The sequence below is a fragment of the Rhodoplanes sp. Z2-YC6860 genome (genome assembly GCF_001579845.1).
Taxonomy (GTDB): domain Bacteria; phylum Pseudomonadota; class Alphaproteobacteria; order Rhizobiales; family Xanthobacteraceae; genus Z2-YC6860.
The window spans coordinates 5,049,248-5,074,478 of record NZ_CP007440.1 but is presented as its reverse complement, the minus strand read 5'-3'; the positions used below and the strand labels follow the sequence as shown (position 1 = coordinate 5,074,478).

The 25,231-nt window shown below is 64.4% G+C and carries 21 protein-coding genes; 11 read left to right on the top strand and 10 right to left on the bottom strand.

What is annotated here, in order from left to right:
• Positions 1 to 86 precede the first annotated feature (86 nt).
• The 3 genes from RHPLAN_RS23750 to RHPLAN_RS38525 all read left to right on the top strand — a co-directional run bounded on the left by RHPLAN_RS23750 (position 87) and on the right by RHPLAN_RS38525 (position 3,272).
• On the top strand, positions 87 to 1,067 hold the full coding sequence (locus RHPLAN_RS23750) for a Bug family tripartite tricarboxylate transporter substrate binding protein (RefSeq protein ID WP_068022877.1): 981 nt from the start codon (positions 87 to 89) through the stop codon (positions 1,065 to 1,067).
• Positions 1,068 to 1,300: 233 nt separating this feature from the next.
• Entirely contained in the window at positions 1,301 to 2,158 is an 858-nt protein-coding gene (locus RHPLAN_RS23745) for an HD domain-containing protein (protein ID WP_068022874.1), read from the top strand.
• A 165-nt stretch (positions 2,159 to 2,323) separates the two neighbouring features.
• Positions 2,324 to 3,272 (top strand): IS630 family transposase gene (locus RHPLAN_RS38525; protein WP_157099989.1). Its coding sequence is split into 2 segments (ribosomal slippage): positions 2,324 to 2,659 and positions 2,661 to 3,272, totalling 948 coding nucleotides; the frame shifts between segments, so codons are not numbered across the junction.
• Between the two features lie 67 nt (positions 3,273 to 3,339).
• Here the strand turns inward: RHPLAN_RS38525 and RHPLAN_RS23730 are convergent.
• Positions 3,340 to 3,783, bottom strand: coding sequence for an SRPBCC family protein (locus RHPLAN_RS23730; RefSeq protein ID WP_068022871.1), 444 nt, complete (start codon positions 3,781 to 3,783; stop codon positions 3,340 to 3,342).
• A gap of 48 nt (positions 3,784 to 3,831) precedes the next feature.
• Positions 3,832 to 5,166 carry an NtaA/DmoA family FMN-dependent monooxygenase gene (locus RHPLAN_RS23725; protein ID WP_198164461.1) on the bottom strand — a complete coding sequence of 445 codons (1,335 nt, stop codon included), beginning with the start codon at positions 5,164 to 5,166 and terminating at the stop codon, positions 3,832 to 3,834.
• A gap of 336 nt (positions 5,167 to 5,502) precedes the next feature.
• Here RHPLAN_RS23725 and RHPLAN_RS23720 point away from each other — a divergent pair, with 336 nt between their 5' ends.
• The gene (locus RHPLAN_RS23720) at positions 5,503 to 6,243 is read left to right on the top strand and encodes a tetratricopeptide repeat protein (protein WP_068022865.1); all 741 of its coding nucleotides are present in this window, start codon (positions 5,503 to 5,505) and stop codon (positions 6,241 to 6,243) included.
• Between the two features lie 39 nt (positions 6,244 to 6,282).
• Positions 6,283 to 6,933 (top strand): hypothetical protein, encoded by a 651-nt coding sequence (locus tag RHPLAN_RS23715; protein WP_068022862.1) that lies wholly within the window; start codon positions 6,283 to 6,285, stop codon positions 6,931 to 6,933.
• A 26-nt stretch (positions 6,934 to 6,959) separates the two neighbouring features.
• Here the strand turns inward: RHPLAN_RS23715 and RHPLAN_RS23710 are convergent, their stop codons facing one another.
• A complete protein-coding gene (locus tag RHPLAN_RS23710; RefSeq protein ID WP_068022858.1) occupies positions 6,960 to 8,483 on the bottom strand; it encodes a helicase HerA domain-containing protein in 1,524 nt (507 codons plus the stop codon).
• 324 nt (positions 8,484 to 8,807) lie between these two features.
• Here RHPLAN_RS23710 and RHPLAN_RS23705 point away from each other — a divergent pair, with 324 nt between their 5' ends.
• Positions 8,808 to 10,100, top strand: coding sequence for a hypothetical protein (locus RHPLAN_RS23705; protein WP_068022856.1), 1,293 nt, complete (start codon positions 8,808 to 8,810; stop codon positions 10,098 to 10,100).
• Between the two features lie 69 nt (positions 10,101 to 10,169).
• Here RHPLAN_RS23705 and RHPLAN_RS23700 read toward each other — a convergent pair whose 3' ends face one another.
• On the bottom strand, positions 10,170 to 13,907 hold the full coding sequence (locus RHPLAN_RS23700) for a vitamin B12-dependent ribonucleotide reductase (protein WP_068022854.1): 3,738 nt from the start codon (positions 13,905 to 13,907) through the stop codon (positions 10,170 to 10,172).
• Positions 13,908 to 14,778: 871 nt separating this feature from the next.
• On the opposite strand from RHPLAN_RS23700, the gene RHPLAN_RS23695 reads away from it, so the two are divergent.
• The 3 genes from RHPLAN_RS23695 (at position 14,779) to RHPLAN_RS23685 (ending at position 17,279) form a co-directional block, all read left to right on the top strand.
• A complete protein-coding gene (locus RHPLAN_RS23695; protein ID WP_068022852.1) occupies positions 14,779 to 15,189 on the top strand; it encodes an NADH:ubiquinone oxidoreductase subunit NDUFA12 in 411 nt (136 codons plus the stop codon).
• Positions 15,190 to 15,346: 157 nt separating this feature from the next.
• Complete coding sequence (locus RHPLAN_RS40875; protein WP_068022848.1) at positions 15,347 to 16,324, top strand: DUF2155 domain-containing protein; 978 nt, start codon at positions 15,347 to 15,349, stop codon at positions 16,322 to 16,324.
• A 163-nt stretch (positions 16,325 to 16,487) separates the two neighbouring features.
• Positions 16,488 to 17,279 carry a COG4705 family protein gene (locus RHPLAN_RS23685; protein ID WP_068022845.1) on the top strand — a complete coding sequence of 264 codons (792 nt, stop codon included), beginning with the start codon at positions 16,488 to 16,490 and terminating at the stop codon, positions 17,277 to 17,279.
• Between the two features lie 568 nt (positions 17,280 to 17,847).
• Here RHPLAN_RS23685 and aat read toward each other — a convergent pair.
• Positions 17,848 to 18,519: a leucyl/phenylalanyl-tRNA--protein transferase gene (gene aat, locus RHPLAN_RS23680; RefSeq protein ID WP_068022840.1), complete on the bottom strand. Its 672-nt coding sequence runs from the start codon at positions 18,517 to 18,519 to the stop codon at positions 17,848 to 17,850.
• Positions 18,520 to 18,698: 179 nt separating this feature from the next.
• On the opposite strand from aat, the gene RHPLAN_RS23675 reads away from it, so the two are divergent.
• On the top strand, positions 18,699 to 19,082 hold the full coding sequence (locus RHPLAN_RS23675) for a response regulator (RefSeq protein ID WP_068022837.1): 384 nt from the start codon (positions 18,699 to 18,701) through the stop codon (positions 19,080 to 19,082).
• Between the two features lie 20 nt (positions 19,083 to 19,102).
• Here RHPLAN_RS23675 and accC read toward each other — a convergent pair whose 3' ends face one another.
• The 5 genes from accC to RHPLAN_RS23650 form a co-directional block, all read right to left on the bottom strand.
• Positions 19,103 to 20,455, bottom strand: a complete 1,353-nt coding sequence (accC, locus tag RHPLAN_RS23670) for an acetyl-CoA carboxylase biotin carboxylase subunit (RefSeq protein ID WP_068022834.1) — start codon at positions 20,453 to 20,455, stop codon at positions 19,103 to 19,105.
• Positions 20,456 to 20,472: 17 nt separating this feature from the next.
• Positions 20,473 to 20,943, bottom strand: a complete 471-nt coding sequence (gene accB / locus RHPLAN_RS23665) for an acetyl-CoA carboxylase biotin carboxyl carrier protein (protein WP_068022832.1) — start codon at positions 20,941 to 20,943, stop codon at positions 20,473 to 20,475.
• A 14-nt stretch (positions 20,944 to 20,957) separates the two neighbouring features.
• Positions 20,958 to 21,434: a type II 3-dehydroquinate dehydratase gene (aroQ, locus tag RHPLAN_RS23660; protein ID WP_068022830.1), complete on the bottom strand. Its 477-nt coding sequence runs from the start codon at positions 21,432 to 21,434 to the stop codon at positions 20,958 to 20,960.
• Between the two features lie 208 nt (positions 21,435 to 21,642).
• Positions 21,643 to 22,407 carry a DsbA family protein gene (locus RHPLAN_RS23655; RefSeq protein WP_068022829.1) on the bottom strand — a complete coding sequence of 255 codons (765 nt, stop codon included), beginning with the start codon at positions 22,405 to 22,407 and terminating at the stop codon, positions 21,643 to 21,645.
• A 20-nt stretch (positions 22,408 to 22,427) separates the two neighbouring features.
• Positions 22,428 to 23,843 (bottom strand): M48 family metalloprotease, encoded by a 1,416-nt coding sequence (locus RHPLAN_RS23650; protein WP_068022826.1) that lies wholly within the window; start codon positions 23,841 to 23,843, stop codon positions 22,428 to 22,430.
• Positions 23,844 to 24,025: 182 nt separating this feature from the next.
• Here RHPLAN_RS23650 and RHPLAN_RS23645 point away from each other — a divergent pair, with 182 nt between their 5' ends.
• On the top strand, positions 24,026 to 25,207 hold the full coding sequence (locus RHPLAN_RS23645) for a pyridoxal phosphate-dependent aminotransferase (protein ID WP_442971784.1): 1,182 nt from the start codon (positions 24,026 to 24,028) through the stop codon (positions 25,205 to 25,207).
• The last annotated feature ends 24 nt before the right edge of the window (positions 25,208 to 25,231 follow it).

The following is a 25,231-nucleotide window of genomic DNA, read 5'->3' as shown; positions in this document are numbered from 1 at the left end:
GTCCCATGCACAGATTGCCGGTTTTCGGCTCTGGTAATCGTCCACCGGCTGCGCGATTGTTGAGCGCCGGTGGTTGGGAGAGCCTTATGAGAATTCCGTTTCGTCTTGCGTTGCTGGCGCTTGGTGCGCTTGCTGTGGCCGTTCCGGCTTCGGCGGAAACCTGGCCGACGCGGCCGGTCACCGTGGTGGTGCCATTCGCGGCCGGCAGCTCGACCGATACGGCGGCGCGTATCCTCAACGTCGGCATGTCCGAGATCCTGGGTCAGCAGCTCATTGTCGAGAATGTTGCCGGCGCGGCCGGCATGACCGGCACGATCCGAGTCTCGCGCGCGGCGCCGGACGGCTATCAGGTCCTGTTCGGCACGGTGGACACGCTCGCGATCGCGCCGGCGCTGCAGAAGCAGCCGCCCTACGACACCGTCAAGGACTTTGCGCCGGCGGGCCTCGTGGTCGAGCAGCCGATCGTGCTGATCGTGCGCGCCGACCTGCCGATCAAGACGCTGTCCGAGTTCGCGACCTACGCCAAGGCCAACCAGGCCAAGATGCAGTTCGGCTCGGCGGGCGTCGGCTCCGGATCGCATTTCGCCTGCGCCAAGCTCAATGCGGCGCTCGGCATCGAAACGGTCCATGTGCCCTATCGCAGCTCGAGCCTCGCCGCGCAGGACCTGATGGGCGGGCAGCTCGACTATCTCTGCGCGCTTGGCGCCGCGGCGCGTCCGCCGATCGAGAGCGGCAAGGCGAGGCCGATCGCGCTGCTGACGGCCGAGCGCTCCGCGCTGTTTCCGGATCTGACCACGTCGAAGGAGCAGGGCCTGTCCGGCGTCGATTCCTATTTCTGGTCGTCGTTCCTGTTCCCCAAGGGCACACCGGACGAGATCGTGCAGAAGCTTTCGGACGCCAGCAAGAAGACGCTCGACCGCCCTGCGACGATCGAGCAATTGCGCCGCGCCGGCATCGAGCCGGTCGCCGCGGAGCGGAGAACGCCGGCCTATCAGCGCGACTTCACGGTGAGCGAAATGAAGACCTGGGCCGCTCAGGTGAAGGCGAGCGGTCTGCCGCTGCAATAGACGACTGAGGCCTCAGGGCAGGTCGTAGGGTGGGTTAGGCGCGCAGCGCCGTAACCCACCATGGGCTCCACGATCATATTCAGCGGTGGGTTACGCGCCTCCGGCGCTAACCCACCCTACGTTTGCTGCAACAGGGCCATGCCGACAAATAGCCGCGCTCAAGCACCGAAAACGCGCTAGAATGGTTCTCGTTCCGAACGACAGCGGCAAACGGCAGCGGCAGGAGCCCCATCATGGATTTCGAACCGAGCGATCTGATCCGGAGCCTGGGCGGCCCCGAGGCCGTGAGCCGGATGGATCATGAGGCGCGCGCGGACGCGCTGGAGGACTATCAGACGCAACTCCTCAACGCCGCGGTCGCGGCGCGTGCGGGCGGCAAAACGTTTCCGACTGTCAAGGAATACGAGGACCTGGTCGACAAGCGGGGCTACCGCCGCGGCGTCGGCCGGCTGTTCACGTTCAACTACGACAGCAAGGTCGCGAACCCGGACGTCACCGGCCTGACGGTGCCGCGGCTGCAGAAGATGCCGGCCAAGCCCACGTTGGTCGACTTCTTCCGGCTGCGTCTCGAGCCGGGGCACATCTCGGCGCATCTGCTGCAGAGCGCCAAGCTCGCGAAGGACCGCGGCGAACCCGAGGAGATCGTGCTGGCCTGCCTGCTGCACGATGCCGCCCAGGTGCTGATGAAGGCCGATCACGGCTATTGGGGCGCGCAGCTCATCGAGCCGTATGTGTCGGAGCGGGTGGCCTTCGCGATCCGCTACCACCAGGCGCTCCGGTTCTTCCCGGATCCGTCGGTCGGCTACGAGTACCCGAAGAGCTATTTCCAGACCTTCGGCATCGACTACGAGCCGCTGCCGCATGTGGTGGCGGACTACAAGTACGCGCGGAACCATCGCTGGTACATGGACGCGCGGCTGGTCACCGTGAACGACTTCTACGCGTTCGATCCCAATGTCGTCGTGTCGATCGACGAGTTCGTCGACATCATCGGCCGCAACTTCAAGCAGCCGAAGGAAGGCCTGGGTTACGACAACTCGCCGGTGGCTCACATGTGGCGGACGATCAGCATGCCGGACCAGCCGCTCTAAATCGGGCTGCAGACCGTAGGGTGGGGTTAGGCGCGCAGCGCCGTAACCCACCACCGGCTCTATCCGCGTATCTAGAGCGGTTCACTTCTTTTCTGAATCGCTGGGGATTCCGCTGGGCTTCGAATTGTGATTCAAGCTGCTGGCTGGGTTGGAGGCCAGCAGCTCATGACCCGACCTCTGTCCAATGATCTGCGTGAGCGTGTCGTTGCGGCGGTGCGGAACGGTGAGAGCTGCCGGACGGTGGCTTCGCGGTTCGGCGTGGCGGTGTCGTCGGTGGTGAAGTGGTCTCAGCGCTATCGGACGACTGGCTCAGTGTCGCCGAGCAAGATGGGTGGATATCGCAAGCCGGTGCTCGATCCGCATCGGGCCTTCATCCTGGAGCGCATCAGACAGACCCCGCATCTGACCCTGCATGGGCTGAAGGACGAACTTGCCGCGCGTGGGGTAAAGGTCTCGCACAATGCCGTGTGGCTGTTCCTGCGGCGCGAAGACCTGCGGTTCAAAAAAAACACTGTTCGCGCTTGAACAGGCCCGGGCCGACATCGCCCGCAGACGAAAGCGCTGGCGATCCTGGCAGGCCGGTCTCGATCCACGGCGTTTGGTCTTCATCGACGAAACCTGGATCAAGACCAGCATGGCCCCGCTGCGCGGATGGGGACGCAAGGGCGATCGCCTGCGAGCTTACGCGCCGCATGGTCATTGGCGGACGCTGACCTTCCTCGGCGCGCTCCGCCACGACGGCCTCACAGCCCCTTGCGTGTTCGATGGCCCGATCAACGGCGAGTGCTTCCGAGCCTATGTCCAGCAGCAACTCGTTCCCGCACTGAAGGCCGGCGATATTGTCGTCATGGACAACCTCGGAAGCCACAAGGCTGCCGTGCTGCGACAGATCATAAGAGCAGCCGGAGCCAGGCTCTGGTACCTGCCGCCCTACTCGCCGGACCTCAATCCGATCGAGCAGGCCTTCGCCAAGATCAAACATTGGATGCGCATGGCTCAAAGGCGCACCATCGACGATGTCTGGCGCCAAATCGGCAGCCTCGTCACAACCATAGGCCCCCGCGAATGCAGCAACTACTTCGCAAACGCCGGATACGCTTCCGTCAAATTGTGAACCGCTCTAGGGGTGGGTTACGCGCCTTCGGCGCTAACCCACCCTACGTCTGGTGCTTCGACACTCGCTATTGATTGATGTCCGGCTCGACGAGGCGGGCGAGATTGCGCAGCGACTCCTGCCAGCCGAGATAGCAAGCCTCCGGCGGAATGGCGTCGGGTATGCCCTCCTGCACGATGTTCACCTCGGTGCCGACGGCGACCGCCCTGAGCGTCACCGTGACCTGCATTTCGCCCGGCAGATTGGCATCGTCGAATTTGTCCGTGTAGCGCAACCGCTCTCCGGGCACGAGCTCCAGATATTTGCCGCCGAACGAATGGCTCCCGCCCGTGGTGAAGTTGCGAAACGACATCCTGTGGGTGCCGCCGGTTTTCGCCTCGAGCTGATGCACCGTGCAGGTGAAGCCGTTGGGCGGCAGCCACTTCGCCACGGCGTCGGCTTCGAGGAAGGCGCGGTAGACCTTGTCGGGCTTGGTCGTGAGCACGCGGTGCAATCGAACGGTGCCAGGCATCACGGTTCTCCTGTGAGCGGTGGGAATGGCAGGCGGGCGGGATGACGACTATGCGGGCACGCGCGTGTCGTAGCGCGCTTCCTGCGGCGTGCCGGCCTCGAGGCCGAGCATGTCCCGGAGGTAGCGGTGGCTGTACTCTTTGTGGAACAGGCCGCGCCGCTGCAACTCCGGCACCAGCAGGTCGACGATATCGTTCACGCCGTCGGGCAGCATGTCGACCATCATGGTGAAGCCGTCGGCCGCTTGCGCTGCGAGCCTCTCCCCCATGGCGTCAGCAACGTCGGCCGCGGTGCCGACGATGTGATGATGAGAGCTCGGCGCGCGCGTCAGCACCTCGCGAGTCGTGAGGTTTTCCTCCGTCGCGAGATCGATGATGCTCTTGCGCCAGCCGACTCCGTTCTTGAGCTCCGCGTCCGGGGGGAATTCCGCAACCGGAAACGGCCGGTCCAGATGGTCGCGCAGCAGCGCGGGGGGAACGCCGCAAATCCGCGCCATCGTCGCCAGCAACTGATCGAGCGTCTGCGCGCCGTCGAGCGCCGCCTTCTTGCGCTGCGCCTCCTGGACGGTCTCGCCGAGGACGACGTTCATGCCCGGCAAGATCTTGATGGAGTCCGGGTGCCGCCCGTGCGCCTGCGCGCGCCGCCGCAGATCCGTCCGGAACGCCTTCGCGCCCTCGGTGGTGTGCTGCGCCGTGAACACCACGTCGGCAAACTTCGCCGCCTGGTCGCGGCCCGTCGGTGAAGAGCCGGCGTGGAAGATCAGCGGCCGGCCCTGGCGCGAGCGCGGAAAGGGCAGAGGCCCGCGCACCGAGAAGTTCTCGCCGGCGTGATTGATCGCGTGGATCTTGGCAGGATCGGCGAAGACGTTGTTCGTCTTGTCGCCGACGAGCGCGTCCGGCTCCCAGCTTTCCCAAAGCTTGATGACGACGTCGAGGAATTCGTCGGCCCGGCTGTAGCGCTGCGGCGCCTCCGGATGGCTGCCGGTGCCGAACATCTGGGCCGCGACGGCGTGCGCCGTCGTCACGCAGTTCCAGCCGGCCCGGCCTTTCGACAGATGATCCAGCGTGGCGAAGCGCCGCGCCAGATCGTAGGGCTGGTTGTAGGTGGTCGACGCCGTGCCGACGAGCCCGATCCGGCTGGTGACGGCCGCCATGTAGGACAGGACCGAGGCGGTATCCATCGCGCCGCACGGGCGCTGCGCCCCGACCTCCTGGTTGGTGATCTGCTCGGCCAGGAAGAGCACATGCAGCTTGCCTTCCTCCGCCTTGCGCGCAATGGCCGCGTACATGTCCGGCGAGACATAGTCCGTCGCAGGGCCGCCGCGAACCCGCCACGCGCCGGGTTGATGTCCGAGGCCATGCATGAGAGCGGCCGACAAGATCATCTGAGCCATCACGGTCTTCCTGGGCTTCGCGCGTTATCGGTTCGGTGGTTCCAATGACGGGCAGTGGCCAGCGTTGGAACTTCCGAGGGCATAGATTAACACCGCTCCCCGCATTGCGATGCGAGCCGGTGTCGCATCTGCTCTGACGCGCCGTGTGCTTGACGTTTGCTGGTCAGCGTATTGGGCCGGTGAGTTCAAAACGTGACGCGACGGCCATCATTTCGTGCGGAGGTTTGAACCGTCTGCCCCGTGCCAACGACCAAGAGCCATGCACGAGATTCAGTCGGGTCGCCAGGCGACGGCCGATTCCAAGCTGGTATTCCAGGGACCATTCCTATGACGTCAATTCTGCGCGGCACGCTGGCGGTTTTGGCACTCACTTCGGCCGTCTGGCTGGCGGGGCCGGCCGCTGCGGCCGACGACGGCGAGATGTGCACGAACGAATCCGGCGACGCAGCCATCGCTGCGTGCACCCGGGCCATTGATTCCGGCCGATACAGCGGTCGTGAGCTTGCCGCGCTTCTTTCCAATCGTTGCGCCGAGTGGCCCGACAAGCAGGAATACGACAAAGCCATTGACGATTGCAGCCAGGCGCTCAAGCTCGATCCGACCAGTTCGGGAGCATTGAGCAACCGTGCTCAGGCCTATTTCGCTAAACGGCAATATGACCGCGCGCTCGAGGATTTGAACCAGGCGATCCGGCTCAGTCCGAACGACGCAGATTTGTTCAACAACCGCGGCCTCGCGTACGAGAACAAAGACCAACACGACCGCGCCATCGAGGATTTCAACCAGGCGATCCGTCTCAAACCAAACCACGCACCTGCGTTCAAGAACCGCGGTCGCGCGTACGTGTTCAAGGACCAATACGAGCGCGCCATTGAAGATTTCAGCCAAGCGATCCGGCTCAATCCGAACGATGCAATGGCGTTCTTTGGCCGCGGTTCGTCGTGGGAACTGAAGCTCGATCTGCAACGCGCGTTGGCAGACTACAAGAGGTTCGCCGAATTGGTGCCGTCCGACCCGGATGGTCCGGAGGCGATTGAGCGCGTCAGAAAGAGGTTGGCCCGTCGATGAAAGACGCATTTCGATACGCCGCAGCCGAATCGTGACGCCATGCTTCCGCTGGCCGGCGACCTGTTCAAACACTCAGCCCTCGCAGTGATGCTGCTGGCGGTATTGCTCGCATACTTCAAGGGACGACACGCGGTCTCTGCAGACGGCCGGTCGCTCGCCTGGACTCAAGTGCCGCTGATTGCGTTCCTGACGGTTTCCATCGGTCCAAGCGCAGTCGCCACGCTGATCTATCTTGGCTACCAATCCGGTCTGTTGCAGGCCGCTCCATCCGGATATCGATTTTCGACTTTCATTTTTCAGCTTCCCCTCGATTTCGCGCTCATGAACTGGGGATTTGTTGCTTTGTACGTGACGTGCCGGCTGTCGCCGAACTCCGGATCGGCCCGGTCTGCGATGTGGCTTTCCGCGACCCTGATGTCTTTTCTCAACGTGCCGCTATTCTTCCTGGCGCCCGAGATGGTGTCCAACGTCTTCGATGCCGGGCAGGGCATCGGCGTTATTCAGGCCATGCTCAGCATCCCGCTCTGGTTCGGCCCATATCCGAGTTTTCTCGAGCCAGACTCCGGCATTGGCCTTCTTGTCTTTGCGCCGCTCGCGCCGATACCGTTCCTGGGTTTGATCGGCTGGCTCGGTGGACGATTCATGGGATGGATGACCGGCTCGCCAGAAGGGAAAGCTGTGCGGTCGTAGTGCACAGGAGGTGCGCTTGCTGAGCGTCACGCCCGCAGAGGCAAACTGCTGCAGCCTTCCTCCGCCGGCAGTTCCTTGGCATTGGGATCGCCCGGCGCTGTGGTCCAGGCCAGTTCGACGAGCGTCACGATCCGCCGGCCGGCGCCGTCAGTGCGGCAGACGATGAGGCCCTGTTCCTCGATATAGGTCAGCAGGCGCTGCGCGCGGCGCAACGAGTGTGTGCCATAGGCACGGGCAATCGCTGCATCGCTCGGGCAGGGCCAACCCTCCTTCGCGGCGCGGGCAATCATCATGAAGATGCCTTGCGTATCCTGAGGCAGAACGGTGGCTCGCTCCGAGACGTCCCGCCAGGCGTCATCCTCGACCACAGTGTCGAGCCCGGCGCGGGCGTGTGTCAGCATCCGCTGGAAGTGACTGAGGTCCGGCAAGGCTGAACCGAGGCCCTCAATCCGGCAGCGGACCACGAACTCCTGATGGAGGATGCCGACGGCGCGGAATCCCGCGTCGGGCTCCGACAGGATGGCGCGCAGGATACGGTCCAGCCGCGCGCGCCGCTCCGCCAGTTCCGCGTCGCTGAGTTGCTGGTCCACCGCTTCGGGACCAATCTCCAGCGCTTCGGACTTCGCTGCCATGAGCTGGCTCAGGAGGTCCGGCGACGACGGCCGGGGGCGGGGCTGCGGCCGGATAGTCTCGGCTGGCGAGTCTGCCAGGATGATGGCGCGTGCGTCCTGCAGGGCCGCTTCAGGCATCGGCATCAGCCGCGGGATGGCATTGCGCGGCCGGGTCTCCGTTTCACCGATCCGCAGCCCCAGCGGGCGGCGGGAGAGGGCCGGTCCCAGCGCCATGAATTGCCCGCGCTCCAGGTCCCGGAAGGCTTCCGCCTGTCGCCGCTCCATGCCGAGAAGGTCGGCAGCGCGCGCCATGTCGATATCCAGGAAGGTGCGGCCCATGAAGAAATTGGAAGCCTCGGCCGCGACGTTCTTGGCGAGCTTCGCCAGCCGCTGGGTTGCGATCACCCCCGCAAGCCCGCGCTTGCGTCCGCGGCACATCAGGTTCGTCATGGCGCCGAGAGAGACTTTGCGGGCCTCGTCCGTAACCTCGCCGGCGACAGCCGGCGCGAACAGCTGTGCCTCATCCACCACCACCAGCATCGGGTACCAGTGGTCGCGGGCGACCTCGAAAATCCCGCCAAGGAAGGCAGCGGCGCGCCGCATCTGGTTCTCGGCGTCGAGCCCCTCGAGATTGAGCACGGTGGAGACGCGATGGATGCGCGCTCGCTCGCCGGCGACCTGTAGACCCCGCTCGGTATGGTCCTCGGCATCGATCACCACGTGGCCGAAACGGTCGGCCAGCGTGACGAAGTCGCCTTCGGGGTCGATGATGGTCTGCTGCACCCAGGGAGCGCTCTGCTCCAGCAGCCGGCGCAGCAGATGGGATTTGCCGGAGCCCGAATTGCCCTGCACCAGAAGACGGGTCGCCAGCAGCTCTTCGAGATCCAATGCGGCCGAGACACCTGCCGTCGTGTGCCCCATCTCGATCGCGACGGTCATGTCTCGACTCAACGCCCCTCTGCGGAGAGGGCTTATCAATTTGATCTCAGCCCGTCGAGCGAGCCTGTGGGCCGGCAAACTGCCATCGCGGCGCCCTGGCTGATTCGCCGTGCATCGCTTCGTCCGTGGCGTTCGCCGGCCACTCGCGTGCCGGTCCATCATTCCGGCCGGGCTGTAACGTGTGTTTAGCGGAGCTACCAGCCCGAGGTCAGTAATAGCGGAGTGTGCCCACCAACCAGTTTCGGCGATATGATAGCTAAAGATCGTGGGCTCGGCGCTTCGCGCCTCAATCCCATCCTACGTTGAAACCGAAGCCGGAATCTCATGCGGATTTTTCCCACGGATTATCCAGAGCTCTTCAATCAACGTGATCTGGCGGACACGATGAGCCAGCAGGAGGGCAAGATCGAGTGGATAGTCAACGATCGTATGGATGACGCCCTGCTTGCAACACCGACGGAGGATCTTGTCGAACACGTCTACAAGCAGACATTCATTCCGCCGCTCACAATCTACCGAGAACAGGGCGTCTCTCGCGTCCCGCAGGCGATCGGATCGTACCTAGATGAAGATGGACATACTCGGCACTCGTTGGACAACGGCTTTAAATTCGAGGTGGCGTTCCCGTTTATCGGCGCGAGGGGGATGTTCAATCACTGGATTCCCAACACACCAGGCGCGACTATCCTCAAAGCAAAGATTGAAGAAGGAAATCCGACCGGCAGTGTGCTCATTGCCGTGTACGGTGAAGACCTCACGCAAGAGGCGGTTAAGCAGGAAATTGATGGGCAGATCACTAAGATCATCGCCTACGTTTTAGCGCAAAATGTCATCCTCCATGCGTTCAACGAGGATTTGCGAACCAAGACTCGCGAATACGTCGAGAAACGAAAACGGCAAATTCTAAATGCAAGGCACATCGCTGCTTCCCTCGGTTATCAGATGGTACGACGTGAGGATGCGCCGCCCACGTACATTACGCAGGAACTGCAACGGATCATTACACCTCGTCTGATAACGCCGCCCCGGAATGGGGTGACATTCGATCCTGAGCCAACTATCGATGAGGGCGAGTATCAGCACATCCTTGAGGTTTTAAGCGGCATGGCGCGCTTGATGGAGCGCAGTCCCCGCACGTTCGCCAAGCTCAAGGAAGAGGAAATTCGCGACCATTTCCTTCTTCAGCTCAACGGCCACTACAAAGGAAACGCTTCAGGAGAGACCTTCAATCGCAGCGGCAAGACTGACATTCTCGTCCGAGAGAAAGACAGGAACCTCTTCATAGGTGAATGTAAGATTTGGAGCACGGAGCAGGGCATCAAAGACGCAGTCGATCAGCTTCTCGACTATTTGACGTGGCGCGACACCAAAGCCGCCTTGGTAGTGTTCGTAAAGCGTAAGGGTATCACCCAGCCGCTGAAGACGATTATGGAGACCGTTGCCGGTCACCCGGCCATGAAGCGTGGCCCACAGGTCCACAGCGAATCCCGCCAGCGGTTTACCTTCGGAAAGCCAGACGATCCAACACGAGAGATTTTCCTCACGGTGATGGTCTTCCACATTCCGGACACCGATGGGCTAATGCCAAAGCCGCAAGAGCCAAGAAGACTGTGGTGAGCTACGGCAGTAAACGAGCCCGCACCTTGCGATGCGGGCCCGTACGTTATTCAGGCTCTGCCGTTCTTTTTAGCTGCACCCCGTCGTGCTGCCGCATGTGTCGCACTTCATACAAGTGCCGTTCCGCACCAGCGTGAAGTTCAAGCACTCGCCGCACATCTCGCCTTCGTAGCCCTTGGCCTTCGCCTCGGCGCGACGCTCGGCGACCTGCGCCTTCGCTTCGCGCTTGGGCTCCTGCCAGGGCAGGGTTTCGAGCGCCTGCGCCGGTGACAGCTTGGCCTCGGGCTCGGTCTTGAGCGCGGTCGCGCCCACGGCGTGCAGCGCCGTGACGTTGGCCGCGATCGGAACGCTGCGGTTGGCGTCGCTCGACGGCTGCGAGGCGGGCGCGCTGACCACCGCAAGCTTGTCGGTGCGCGAGCGGGTCAGGCCCTTCGACACATACTTGGTGCCGGGCGTGGCTTCCGCGCGGCCTTCGGACTCGCCCTTGCCGAGCGCGCCGTAGTCCGCCTCGCTCGGGTCGACGTGGGCGAGATCGAAGCGCTCCATGTAGGAGATCGCGAGCTCGCGGAACACGTAGTCGAGGATCGAGGTGGCGTACTTGATAGTGTCGTTGCCTTGCACCGGGCCTTGCGGCTCGAAGCGGGTGAACGTGAAGGCGTCGACATACTCTTCCAAGGGGACGCCGTACTGGAGACCCAGCGAGATCGCGATGGCGAAGTTGTTGAGCAACGACCGGAGAGCCGCGCCCTCCTTGTGCATGTCGATGAAGATCTCGCCGAGCCGGCCGTCCTCGTATTCGCCGGTGCGCAGGTACACCTTGTGGCCGCCCACCACGGCCTTCTGGGTGTAACCCTTGCGCCGGCCCGGGAGCTTTTCGCGCTCGCGCAGCACAGTGATGCGCTCGACGATCTTCTCGACCACGCGCTCGGCGGCCATCGCGGTGCGCGCCGCTTGCGGCTTGTCGATGAACGCTTCCATCGCGTCATCCTCATCGTCCTCGTCGGCGATGAGCTGGCTCTGCAGCGGCTGGCTGAGCTTGGAGCCGTCGCGGTAGAGCGCGTTGGCCTTCAGCGCGAGCTTCCACGAGAGGAGATAGGCGGACTTGCAGTCCTCCACCGTGGCGTCGTTCGGCATGTTGATGGTCTTGGAGATCGCACCCGAGATGAACGGCTGCGCCGCAGCCATCATGCGGATGTGGCTCTCGACCGACAGATACCGCTTGCCGATCTTGCCGCACGGATTGGCGCAATCGAACACGCCGTAGTGCTCGACCTTCAGGTGCGGCGCGCCCTCGACCGTCATCGCGCCGCAGACATGCACGTTGCAGGCCTCGACCTCGCGCTTGCTGAAGCCGAGATGCGCGAGCAGGTCGAACGCCGGCGAGGCGAGGGCCTCGGCCGGAACGCCTAGCTCGTTGCGCAGCACGTCTTCGCCCAAGGTCCACTTGTTGAAGGCGAACTTGATGTCGAAGGCGGTCGGCAGCGCCTTCTCGATCTTGGCGATCGACTCGTCCGAGAAGCCCTTGGCCTTCAGCGTGGTGTGGTTGATGCCGGGCGCCTGGCCGAGCGAGCCATGGCCGACCGCATAGACCTCGATCTCGCCGATCTGGCTTTCGCTGTAGCCCAGCGCGCGCAACGCCTCGGGCACCGCGCGGTTGATGATCTTCCAGTAGCCGCCGCCGGCGAGCTTCTTGAACTTCACCAGCGCGAAGTCGGGCTCGATGCCGGTGGTGTCGCAGTCCATCACCAGGCCGATCGTGCCGGTCGGCGCGATCACGGTGGCCTGCGCGTTGCGATAGCCGTGCTCCTCGCCGAGCTTCAGCGCGTTGTCCCACGCCGCTTTCGCGTGCGCCGAGAGCGCGTGATAGCCGGCGTGCGTGTCGGCAATGCCCTTGTGGTCGAGCGGCACCGGCGGGGTCGCGACCTTCTCGTAGCCGCCCCGCTCGCCGTGCGCCGCGCGGCGGTGGTTGCGGATCACGCGCAGCATGTGGTCGCGGTTCTTCTTGAAGCCGGGGAAGGGGCCGAGCTCCTTCGACATCTCGGCCGACGTCGCATAAGAAACGCCCGTCATGATCGCGGTCAACGCACCGCCGATCGCGCGCGCGGCATCGCTGTCGTAGCCGATGCCGGACGACATCAGCAGCCCGCCGATGTTGGCGTAGCCGAGACCGAGCGTGCGGTACTCGTAGGAGAGCTGGGCGATTTCCTTCGACGGGAATTGCGCCATCAGCACCGAGATCTCGAGCACGACGGTCCAGAGCCGCACGACGTGCTCATAGCCCACGACATCGAACGTGCCGGTCTTCTCGTCGCGGAAGGTGAGCAGGTTCAGCGAGGCGAGATTGCAGGCGGTGTCGTCGAGGAACATGTACTCCGAGCACGGGTTCGAGCCACGGATCGGGCCCGACGCCGGGCAGGTGTGCCAGTCGTTGACGGTGGTGTGGTACTGCAGGCCCGGATCGGCGCAGGCCCAGGCCGCGTAACCGATCTTCTCCCACAGCTCGCGCGCCTTCAGCGTCTTGGCGATCTTGCCGGGCTTGGTGCGCCAGGTGAGGTCCCAGGCGCCGTCGGATTCGACCGCCTTCAGGAACTCGTCGGTGACGCGCACCGAGTTGTTGGAGTTCTGGCCGGAGACGGTGAGGTAGGCCTCACTGTCCCAGTCGGTGTCGTAGATCTGGAAGTCGATGTCCTTGTAACCCTGCCGCGCGAACTGGATGACGCGCTGGATCAGGTTGTCCGGCACCAGGCTCTTGCGCGCGAGCTTGATCTCGCGCTTCAGCGCCGGGTTCTTCTCCGGCTGGAAGCAGTCGTCGTCCGAGCCTTCGCAATTGACGCAGGCCTTCAGCACCGCCTTGAGGTGCTTCTGGTTGATCTTGGAGCCGGTGACCAGCGCCGCGACCTTCTGCTCCTCCTTCACCTTCCAGTCGATGAACTGCTCGATGTCGGGATGCTCGGCGTCGACGATCACCATCTTGGCGGCGCGGCGCGTCGTGCCGCCCGACTTGATCGCGCCGGCCGCGCGGTCGCCGATCTTGAGGAAGCTCATCAGGCCGGAGGACTTGCCGCCGCCGCCGAGCCGCTCGTTTTCGCCGCGGAGCGACGAGAAGTTCGTGCCGGTGCCGGAGCCGTACTTGAACAGGCGCGCCTCGCGCACCCACAGGTCCATGATGCCGCCGTCGTTGACGAGGTCGTCGGCGATCGACTGGATGAAGCAGGCGTGCGGCTGCGGGTGCTCGTAGGACGACTTCGACTTGGTCAGCTTGCCGGTCTTGAAGTCGACGTAGTGGTGGCCCTGGCTCGGGCCGTCGATGCCGTAGGCCCAGTGCAAGCCGGTGTTAAACCACTGCGGCGAGTTCGGCGCGCACATCTGCGAGGCGAGCATGAAGCGCAACTCGTCGAAGAACGCCTGGGCGTCGTTCTCGCTATCGAAGTAGCCGCCCTTCCAGCCCCAGTAGGTCCAGGTGCCGGCCAGACGATCGAACACCTGCTTGCTGGAACGCTCGCCGATGATGCGCTCCTTCTCGGGCAGCGCCTCGAGCGCGGCCGTATCGGCCACCGAGCGCCACAGGAAGGAGGGGACGGTCTCTTCCTCGACCTTCTTCAGGGCGGCGGGCACGCCGGCCTTGCGGAAATACTTCTGCGCCAGGACGTCCGACGCCACCTGCGACCAGGACTCGGGAACCTCCACGTTCTCAGCCTTGAACACGATCGAGCCATCCGGATTCCGGATCTCGCTTGTCGTCAGGCGGAACGCGATGTCCGCGTAGGGGGACTGGCCGTCTTTGGTGTAGCGCCGTTCGATCCGCATCTTGGTATGGCCCCTTGTCGTTGCGCGCGGCACCCCTCAGTGCCGACATTTTCTCTTCGGCCGAGGCCCTTAAAGCCCAGCCGTGCTCAGTGTTTTTGACGCATCCCTTACATAGTCATCGGGTACCCAAACCGGCACCCGTTCGGCCCTTGGACTGAGCCTTTAAACGGTCGATCGAGGCGACAGTTTTCCCTCCCCGCCGGGCGGGAAAACCCGGGCGGAAGCCTGTCTGCGATCTGAAGATTGTGCCCGGCGGGGACAACACACAGACCCGCGCCGAACGGTTTGAACGCTAAGACAGACTCGCCGCACCCGTCAAGCAGTAGTCGTCAAATCTGAATCAAATACTAAGTCTTGTGTCCCTTGTGAACAATGGGGACTGCGGGGACGACTCAGTGGGGAGAGCCAGAAGTATCGGACAGATCAGCGAGATTCGGAAAGGCCCCTCGGTCACAATTTCCCAAGGCGTCTGTCATAAAATCACAGTCAATCCCCAATAACGTTCGGGCAGCGTGCCTGAAACCGTTTGGGCGGCGTGTTCCGGCCGGGAAGCGCGCTCACGTTTTTCCGGGCTTTCGCGTGGAGCGGAACCGGGCGCTTTCAGGCGATGCGCAGCGATTCTGCCGTGTCATCAAACTGTTATCGAGATACGGGACGGGCAGGGACGGGCCGGCCCTTTGCCGTGGCCCTCTTTGCGTGAACCGGCTCGCCGAGCCTGTGGGAATCGCGCGCCGTGACGTGGCCCCACAGCTCGGCCGCGAACTTATCCAACGCCGGTATTCAACAGGTTTTTCGCGGGAGTGAGACGGCTCGACATCACGGCAGTCGGGTGGCATGAACGCCTTGGCTTCGGTGTGCAAAGCAGCGACTCATGAAACTCTTCTTCCTCAAGGTTTTCACGTGGTGGAACGGCCAGACCTTCGGCACGCAGCTCTGGACCTGGCTCCATGGCGAGGCGGTCGGCACCGATGAGTTCGGCAACCGCTACTACCGGACCAAGGGCGGCAAGATCGATCCGGTGCTGCTGATGGAGCGGCGCTGGGTGATCTTCAACGGTTACGCCGAAGCCTCCGCGGTGCCGCCGTCCTGGCACGGCTGGCTGCATCACACCGTCGATGTGCCGCCGACGCAGGAGAACTATCAGCCGCGGCCGTGGCAGAAGCCGCATCGGCCGAACCTCACCGGCACGCCCATGGCGCACCGGCCGACCGGCTCGACGCTTTCGCAAGGCCGCCGCCCGAAAGCCACCGGCGACTACAAGGCGTGGAATCCCGGTCGCTGATTTGGACGCTGATCGGGGTCCGATCTGCCTGCAACCTGGGCGACCTTTTGGGCGACCTTCCGCCGCTGCCCTTTCCCAGCCGCATTCCCCGTGTTAACCGGGCATCCCATGACTTTGGCGCAGGCGACATTCGCTTGAGGTCCAACGAAGCCTGCTGATGGCCCGATCCGGTTACATCGCTTTGCTGGTTGCCGCAGGCGCAAGCTTGACAGGCTTGGGCGTCGCGTCGCCGGCGTTCGCCCAGTTCGATCAGATTTTCCGCGGCACCCCATTCGAGTCGATCTTCGGCGGGCCGCCGCCGTCGCGGCCGCCGAACGACATTCCGAACCGCCCATCTTATCCGGGCGACCGCCGCGATCCGAATTACTATCCGCCGCAGCAGGGCGGCCTGCTGCAGCCTGGGCCGCCGCCGAACGCCCGCATTCGCACAGAGCCGCTGCCGCCGCCCGGCGGCTATGAGCAGCCGCGCAACGTCAACCTGCCGCCGCCGACGCCCGGTGCGCCGCCGCCAGGGCAGCGTCCGCAGCAGCCGCAGCGCGGTGGCACGCAGCAGCCTCCTGCCGCGCCCGCTGCGCCGCCGCCGCCCGCCGAGACCATCATCGAGCCGTCGGCTGCCAAGATCGCCAATCCGACCGCGGTGTTCTCCGGCCTCGACAAGATCACCGGCCGCATCATCAGCTTCGACGTCGCGATCAACGAGACCGTGCGCTTCGGTGCGCTCGAAGTGACGCCGCGCGCCTGCTTCACGCGGCCGCCGACCGAGGCTGCGAACACCGACGCGTTCATCGAGGTCGACGAGCTCACTCTGCAGGGCGAGCTCAAGCGTATCTTCACCGGCTGGATGTTTGCGGCGAGCCCGGGTCTGAATGCCGTCGAGCATCCGATCTACGACGTGTGGCTGACCGACTGCAAAGGCGGCGCGCAGCCCGCGATCGCCGACGCCGGCCCGACGCCGGGTCCGGTGCCGGATCAGCCGCCGCCGCAGAGGCCTGCGCAACCGCGTCAGCAACGCGCGCAGCAGCAGCCCGCACAGCCGGGAGTTCCCGGCCAGCCGACGCAACCGCGTCGTCCGCCGCAGCCACAGTCGCTGCCGCAACCACAGTCGTTGCCGCCGCCGCCGTTCCAGAGGCAGTAGCGGAAGCGCTACCGGATTCTGCTGACTCGTGCGGACTTGTTGACTTGCCGGCCCGGCAGCGGGTCGCGCACTTCTTCCATGGGGGCGCTGCACTTGCGCTTTGCGTCAGCACGGTCGGAGCCGATGCGGATCGCGTAAGTGTTTTCCTTAGAGGCGATCCCGCATGAACGACTCCCGCTTCACTGCTCCCACGCAGCAGCAGGCCAGCAAAGTCCCCGAAGTCACGCTGGTCTTCTGGATCATCAAAATTCTTGCCACCACGCTCGGCGAGACCGGTGGCGATACCGTCACCATGACGCTGAATTGGGGCTACCTCGCCGGAACGGCGTTGTTTCTCGTGGCGCTCATAGCGCTGGTCGTTGCGCAGATTCTGGCGAAGAAGTTCCATCCGGTTTTGTATTGGGCGACGATTGTGGCCTCCACCACCTTCGGCACCACGATGGCGGATTTCGCCGACCGCTCGCTGGGCATCGGATACACCGGCGGCGCGACTTTCCTGCTGACCGCGTTGATCGTCACGCTTGGCCTTTGGTATTGGGCGCAGGGCACGATTTCGGTCAACACCGTCAACACGCCGAAGGTCGAGGCGTTCTATTGGGCGGCCATCACGCTCTCGCAGACGCTTGGCACCGCGCTCGGAGATTGGATGGCAGACACCGGCGGTTTTGGTTTCGGCGGCGGGGCATTGGTGTTCGCGGCGGGCCTCGCGGTCGTACTGGCGCTGTACCGCTGGAGCAGTGTCTCGCCTGTGTTGTTGTTCTGGGTGGCGTTCATCCTCACCCGTCCGCTCGGCGCAACCGTCGGCGATCTTCTGGACAAGCCGGTGGCTGATGGCGGCCTCGCGCTCAGCCGTCCGATCGCATCCGCTGTGATCGCATTCGTCATTGTGCTTTGCCTGCTGGTCCTGCCGCAAAGGGCAGGCCGGCATCCGGGCCGGTCTCAAGGGCTGGCCTGAGGCCTCAGCAACATTGGGCAAGCTTGCGAACGGGAATAATTGTTTGCGTTTTCGCAAATCACGTGTAGACGCGAATTTGCCTCGTTCGTTGAGAGCGTCATCTAGAGACGTCTATTTGGCGGAGCGGGGTGTGGCGCCTGCAGGCGTGGCTCGTGACCACGTCCCAGGGTGTGAGGTCATTGTCCGTCCCCGATGAGGGGGCCGCCTTCAGTGGCAGGGCGCGGTCGGGTGAAAGCGGGCGCAAATGCCCCCTGGAGCATGGTGGGTGAAAGCCCAGCCGGTCCGATCGAATCTCGAACGGTGGCCTCGCAATAAATCGCCACAAGTGGAGCGCCGGGAGGCGAGCGGGCTTCGCAAGCCCGCGGCACCTCCCAAGGTGCCGACGACCACGTAGCGCCAACCGGCGCTCCGCGCCCTCACGCATGTGAGGGACGAGGAAGAACAGAGGCGCTGGCCCCGCGCCTGCTTTGAAGGGGCCGATGAATCACGCCTGTACCAATGCTGAGACGACGCGCGCGAGCGCGGGCTGTTTGAAACGTGAATCGGAATGACCGCCCCCGGCAAGCCGCTATCGCTGCGCCCAATCGACGGCGTCGGCGCCGCTCATCACCGGCGCGCGGGCGAACGCCGTAAAGTCGGCTTCGCCGATCAGCGATGCTTCGAGGAGCTTGTGATACTGCCGCTGCGGCACTTCGATCGCGCCGAAGGTCTGCAGATGGCTGGTCACGAACTGGGTGTCGAGCAGGCTGAAACCGCAAGCCTTCAGCCGGGCGACGAGATGCACCAGCGCAACCTTCGAAGCATCGCGCGCGCGGTGGAACATGCTTTCGCCGAAGAACGCGCGGCCAAGGCAGACGCCGTAGAGCCCCCCCACCAGCTTGTCGCCTTCATAAGCCTCGACGCTGTGGCAATGGCCGATGTCGTAGAGCTTGCAGTAGAGCGTGCGGATGCGCGCGTTGATCCAGGTGCGGGTGCGGCCTGGCGCGGGCTCGGCGCAGCCGTCGAGCACGCCTTCGAAGTCGCGGTTGATGGCGATGGTGTACTGTCCGGCGCGCACCGTGCGGGCGAGCCGCGAGGCGACATGGAAGCCGTTCAGCGGGATGATGCCGCGCTTCTCCGGCTCGATCCAATAGAGCGCCGGATCGTCGGCGCTTTCCGCCATCGGGAAGATGCCGCAGGCATAGGCCTTCAGCAGCACCTCGGGCGTGATCTCGACAAATGCGGTTTCGCGGCTGGCCATGCCTGGCGGATCGGTATGGATCAGGTCTGGTTCGAGTGCGTGACACCGCCAGTCTAGACCCAATCCGGACCTTTAATGAAGTCTTAGCGATATCAGGCGCAATTTTATGCAAATTGCGAACAACGCCTCGCAAACCGTGTTGCCGTAGCGCTCGTTCGGGAAAACGGGGAGGCAAGCAAATGCCAGCGACTGGCCTGAAGGCCCGCGTCCTCCTGGTGGAGGACGAATTCCTGATTTGCGCGATGATCGAAGACGCGCTGATCCAGCATGGCTTCGAAGTGTATACGGCGGCGAATGCCGACGAAGCCCTCGAGCATCTCACTTGCGGCGCGCCCTGCGACCTGCTGCTGACCGATCTCAATCTCGGCCCCGGCATGGACGGCGCCACGCTCGCGTGGCGGGTGCGGGAGCTGCGGCCCGATCTGGCGGTGGTCTATGCCTCGGGCTCGTACAACCGCATCGATCAGTTCAGGGCGGTGCCCGGCGCCACCTTCGTTCCCAAGCCCTACAATCCGGATCGGCTCTGCGCGATCCTGCGCAGGATGCAGGCGGCCAGGCACTAAGCAGCCATTGGCTGCTCAAACTACGGCTCCATGCCGCCATTGGCGAGGAAGTGCTCCAGCCAGTGGATGTGATAATTGCCGTCGATGATGTCCTGGGTGCGCACGAGCCGCTGGAACAGCGGCAAGGTGGTGTCGATGCCGTCGACCACGAACTCGTCGAGCGCGCGCTTGAGCCGCATCAGGCACTCGGTGCGCGTCTTGCCGTGCACGATCAGCTTGCCGACCATGGAGTCGTAATAGGGCGGGATCGTGTAGCCCTGGTACACCGCGGAATCGACGCGGACGCCGAGGCCGCCCGGCGGATGATAGGACCGGATCGTCCCCGGCGAAGGCACGAAGGTCTTGGCGTTCTCGGCGTTGACGCGGCACTCGATGGCGTGGCCGCGGAATTCGACGTCGTGCTGGGTGAGCGGCAGTTCGCCGCCGGCCGCAACCCGGATCTGCTCGAGCACGAGATCGAGCCCGGTGATCATCTCGGTCACCGGATGCTCGACCTGGATGCGGGTGTTCATCTCGATGAAATAGAACTGGCCGTCCTCGTAGAGGAACTCGACGGTGCCAAGCCCGAGATATTTCAGCTCGCGCATGGCGCGCGCGACGACCTCGCCGATCTCGAAGCGCGCCGCGACGTTGAGCGCGGGCGAGGGGCTTTCCTCCCACACCTTCTGGTGCCGCCGCTGCAGCGAGCAGTCGCGCTCGCCGAGGTGGATGGCGTTGCCGCGGCCGTCGCCCAGCACCTGGATCTCGATGTGGCGCGGCCGGGTCAGGTACTTTTCCAGATATACCGCGTCGTCACCGAACGCGGCCTTGGCCTCGGCGCGCGCGGTGGCCAGCGCCATGGCCAGGTCTTCCTCGCGCTGCGCGACCTTCATGCCGCGGCCGCCACCGCCGGCTGCGGCCTTCACCAGCACCGGAAAGCCGATGGCGCGCGCGATGCCGATCGCCTCGGCGTCGGATGAGACCCCGCCCTCCGAGCCCGGCACGCAAGGAATGCCCAGCGCCTTCGCGGTGCGCTTGGCCTCGATCTTGTCGCCCATCTGCCGGATGTGCTCGGCCTTGGGGCCGATGAACTGGATGTTGTGCTCGGCGAGGATTTCGGCGAAGCGCGCGTTTTCCGACAGGAAGCCGTAGCCCGGATGCACGGCGTCGGCGCCGGTGATCTCGCAGGCGGCCAGCAGCGCCGGCACGTTGAGGTAGCTGTCTTTCGCGGGCGGCGGACCGATGCAGACGCTCTCGTCCGCAAGCCGCACATGCATCGCGTCGGCGTCGGCGGTGGAGTGCACCGCGACCGTCGGAATGCCGAGCTCCTGGCAGGCCCGCAGCACCCGGAGCGCGATCTCGCCGCGATTGGCGATGAGGATTTTGTCGAACATCGCTCCGGCCGATTCCGTTACTCGATGATCATCAGCGGTTCGCCGAATTCGACCGGCTGGCCGTCCTCGATCAGGATTTTTGTCACCGTGCCGCTGCGCGTCGCGGGGATCTGGTTCATGGTCTTCATGGCTTCGACGATCAACAGCGTATCGCCCGCCGAAACCCTGCTGCCGACATCGACGAACGGCTTGGCGCCGGGGGCGGGACCCATATAGGCGGTGCCGACCATCGGCGAGGTCACGGCGCCGGGATGCTTCGCAGGATCGCCGGGCGCCGCCGCAGCCGGAACGACCGACGCTGCGCCGGTCACGTTCACGACGGGGGCTGCGACCGCCGCTGTGCCGCGGCCGACGCGGACGCGCAGGCCCGCGCGCTCGATCTCGATTTCGGTGAGGTTCGTTTCGTCGAGAAGCTTGGCGAGCTCGCGAATGAGCTCCTTGTCGATCCCGCTGCCGCTCTCCGTCATCGTTTCGTCCTTCGATGCCATAATCGGCGTTGTGCTCAACGCCTGGCCTTGCCGGCAAGTTCGGCAAGGCCGTCGATCGCGAGCGCGTAGCCGTTGATGCCGAAACCGCAGATCACGGCCTTGGCGGCAAACGACACGTAGGAATGATTGCGCCACGGCTCGCGCGCGTGAATGTTGCTGATGTGGGTTTCGATCACCGGAACCTTGATGCCCTTGATGGCGTCATGGACCGAGACCGAGGTGTGGGTGAGGCCACCAGGATTGAGGACCACGCCAAGGATGTTGTTGGCGCCGGCCTCCTGGATCCAATCGACGATATCGCCCTCGTGGTTCGACTGCCGGAAATCGATGGCGAAGCCATGCGCTTCGGCGGCTTTGACGCAAAGCTTCTCGACGTCCCTCAGGTTGGAACGGCCGTAAATCTCGGGCTCCCGCGTGCCGAGCAGGTTCAGGTTGGGACCATTAAGAACATAAATGGTCTTGGCGGCGTGCTTGGTCGCGTTCTTGGCCATCGTCAGAGTGCCCGGTCAGGTCCTTGATGGCGCAAGCGAAATGAGCCGCGGGCGCCGCATCGGGCCTGTTTATAGGCAGCCAATCCGCAAAGGGGAAGCCCGGCGGTGCGGCGGTCGTGACCGAGGGGCGGCAAAGGAAACCTGCCTGTAAAGCAGAACGCGCGCCCGGTTGGTCAAACCGGACGCGCGTTCGAGAGCAAGAGTTGGATCAGCAGGCCGCTTTACCGCAGCGCGCGGTGTTGATCTTTTCCTTCAGCGCGTCGAGGCCCACGGCGCCGACCACGACGTTTTGTCCGATCACGTAGCTCGGCGTACCGTTCAGCCCGAGCTTCTCGGCAAGCTTGAGGCTCTCTTCGAGGCTGGCCCGGACCTCGTCGCTGGCCATGTCTTTCTCGATCTTGGCCATGTCGAAGCCGGCCTCCTTGGCGGCGGCGAGCGCGCGGGCCTTGTCGGCCTGACCGCGTCCGCCCAGGAGCTTCTGATGGAAGTCGAGATACTTCTTGCCGGTCTTGTCCTGCATGCGCACCGCGACCGCGACGCGCGCGGCCTCGACCGAACCCGGGCCGAGCACCGGGAATTCCTTCAGCACGACCTTGAGCTTGGGATCGCTCTTGATGAGGTCGAACATGTCGGACATCGCGCGCTTGCAGTAGCCGCAATTGTAATCGAAGAATTCGACGAAGGTGACGTCGCCCTGCGGATTGCCGACCGTGACCTGCCGCGGCGAGTCGAATATCTCCTTGGCGTTGTCCTTGACGGCGGCCTCGTGCTTCTCGGCCTCATCGGCGGCCTGTTTCTTCTCAAGCGCCGCAATCGCCTCCTGCAGCACTTCGGGATGAGCGACGAGATAGTCGCGGACGATCTTCTCGATCTCGCTGCGCTGCGGACTGGAGAAGCTCTGCGCGTGGCCGGCGACGACGCCGGTAAAGACCATCACGGCGGCGGCCAAGGCGACACGGAATGCGGCGATCATGGGAAACGGTCCTTTCAAGATCAGGGACGTCCGGCGCCCTGGTTGGGTCTGGATGTGGCGACGATATCGTCGGCTTTCACCCAGCCGGGCGAGCCGATCGGAAAACGGGTCTTGGCGCGAGCCGCAATTTGACGCGCCGTCGCAGCGTCACCCTTCATGAAAGCCGATGTCGCGGAGGCGAGATCGGCCTGGGCGAGATCGCCCTTGCGGCTATAGGCCACGGCGAGCTGGGCGAAGCCGTCGGCCGATTCCGGCTCCTGGGCCAGCGCCGTGCGCAACAGGTTCACCGCCTCATCGGACGACTTCGAACTGGTCTGGGCGTTGAGCGCCTGCGCCAGCAGCACCTGGATCAGCGCCGGCTTTGGCGCGAGCTGGATCGCGCGGCGCAGCGGACCGATCGCCTCGTCGGCCTTGCCGCCTTCGAGCAGCGCCTGGCCCTTGAGTTCGTGGAAATAGGGATTGTTCGGCTGGGCGGCGATCAGCGCATCGATCTGGGCGATGGCATTGCGCAGATCGGAATGACGATAGGTCGAGATCGCTCGGGCATATTTGGCCGCGAGACTCTGGTCGGTCATCGGATATCGCCGCGCCACCGCGTCGCCGCGATCGAGGAAACCGTAGAGCTTGGCGCGCATCAGATCGTGACGCAGTTGCAGCTCCGGCGGGTCCTTCTTGTCCCAGTACGGACTGCCGCGGGCGGCTCCGGCGAGCGCCTGCACGCGTTCGGCCGGCAGCGGATGCGACTGCAGATACGGATCGGCGTTGCGCGCCGCGAACAGCACCTCATCCGACATCCGCTTGAAGGTGTCGTACATGCCCTTGGGCGATTGGCCGGAGGCATTGAGGAACTTCACGCCCGCGAGGTCGGCCTGCTCCTCCTGCTGACGCTGATAGGAGAGCAGCGAGCGGCGGATGGTTTCCTGCGGGCCGAGCACGGCCGCGGCCGGATTGCCGGCGTTGCGCGCCGCGACCGCGGCGCCGATGCCGAGGATCATGGCGATGATGGATTGGGTCTGCGCTGTCGCCAGTTGCTGACGCAGCTTGGAAAGATGACCGCCGGCCATATGGCCGGTCTCGTGCGCGAGCACACCGATGATCTCGTTCGGCGTCCGCGCATCCATCAGCGCGCCCGCGTTGACGAAGATATGGCGGCCGTCCATGACGAAGGCGTTGAACGAGCGGTCCTGGATGATGACGACCTGCACGTTCTGTTGCGCGAGCCCCGCAACACGCAGGATCGGTATGGTGTAGTCGCGCAACAGCTGCTCGATCTCGGCGTCGCGAATGAGCGGAATGCCGCGCGGAATGCTCTGGGCGTAGGCGGGCCTCGGGACTGGAAGCGGCGCCACCGCGACCGCCACAGCCGCCAGCACAGCAACCGCATGGGCTGCTGGCGCCCACCGGCGCGCCCTGATAGGTCTTGCCTCAACGGTCATGTCGGCTCGGAACTCAGCCCTAATGTTCGGCCAAACTAGTTGCGCCCCCCGGCAGGGTCAACGCGACGGCGATCACGTCTGCTTGCGCATTTACTTGGCAATTTGGACGTAAGCACCGGCGGAATGCGGCAGCTTGGCGGCAAAGAGTTAATGCGCGATCGAATCCCCATGGAAGACCATCAATGATGCTCGATTCCGCCCGCCGCCTGATGACGCCGTCGGCACGCAGCGACGTGCCGGCCTTCATGGTGATGGACGTGATGGCGGCCGCGGCCCGCATCGAGGCCGGCGGCGGCCGGGTCATCCATATGGAGGTCGGCCAGCCGGCCGTGGGCGCGCCGGGTGCAGCGATCAACGCGGTCCGCGCGGCGCTGGGATCCGGGCCGCTGGGCTACACCGAGTCGCTCGGCATTCCGTCGCTACGCGCACGGATTGCCAGGCACTATGAGGACACCTACGGGCTGTCGATCGGCGCCGACCGCGTGGTGGTGACCACCGGCTCATCGGCGGCCTTCATCCTGGCGTTTCTGTCGATGTTCGAGCCGGGCGACCGCGTGGCGATCGCCAACCCGGGTTATCCGCCGTACCGGCATATCCTGACCGCGCTTGGCTGCGAGCCGGTGCTGATCGAGACCAGCGAGGCCACGCGTTACGCGTTGACGGGCGAGGCGCTGCGCGCCGCGCACCGCCGGCAAAAGCTTGCGGGCGTGCTGGTGGCGAGCCCGGCGAATCCGACCGGCACGATGATGACGCCGCAAGCGCTTGCCGAGCTCATTCGCGTTGCCGACGAGGAGGGCATCCGCTTCATCTCCGACGAGATCTATCACGGCCTCGACTATGCGATGCGCGCCGAGACGGCGGTGCGGCTGTCGGACAATGTGGTGGTGATCAATTCGTTCTCGAAATACTTCTGCATGACGGGTTGGCGGATCGGCTGGATGGTGGTGCCGCCGACGCTTGTTCGCGCGGTCGACCGGCTGCACGGCAATCTCGCGATCTCGGTGCCGACCTTGTCGCAGATCGCGGCTGAGGCCGCCTTCGACAGCCGCGACGAACTCGAAGCGATCAAGCATGGCTATGAGGACAACCGCAAAATCCTGATCGAGGGATTGCCGAAAGCGGGCCTGGACAAGTTCCTGCCGGTCGATGGCGCATTCTATCTCTACGCCGACATCTCGAGATTCTCCGACGACAGCTTCGCCTTCGCCAAGCAGCTTCTGGAACAGGCGCATGTGGCGGCGACGCCGGGCGTCGATTTCGATCCGACCAACGGCAAGCGCTTCGTGCGGTTCTGCTACGCCGGCTCGGCTGCCGACATGCGTGAGGCGGTGGAGCGGATCGGCGCCTGGCTCAACCGGCGATAAGATGGCGCGCCCACAGTTGATCGC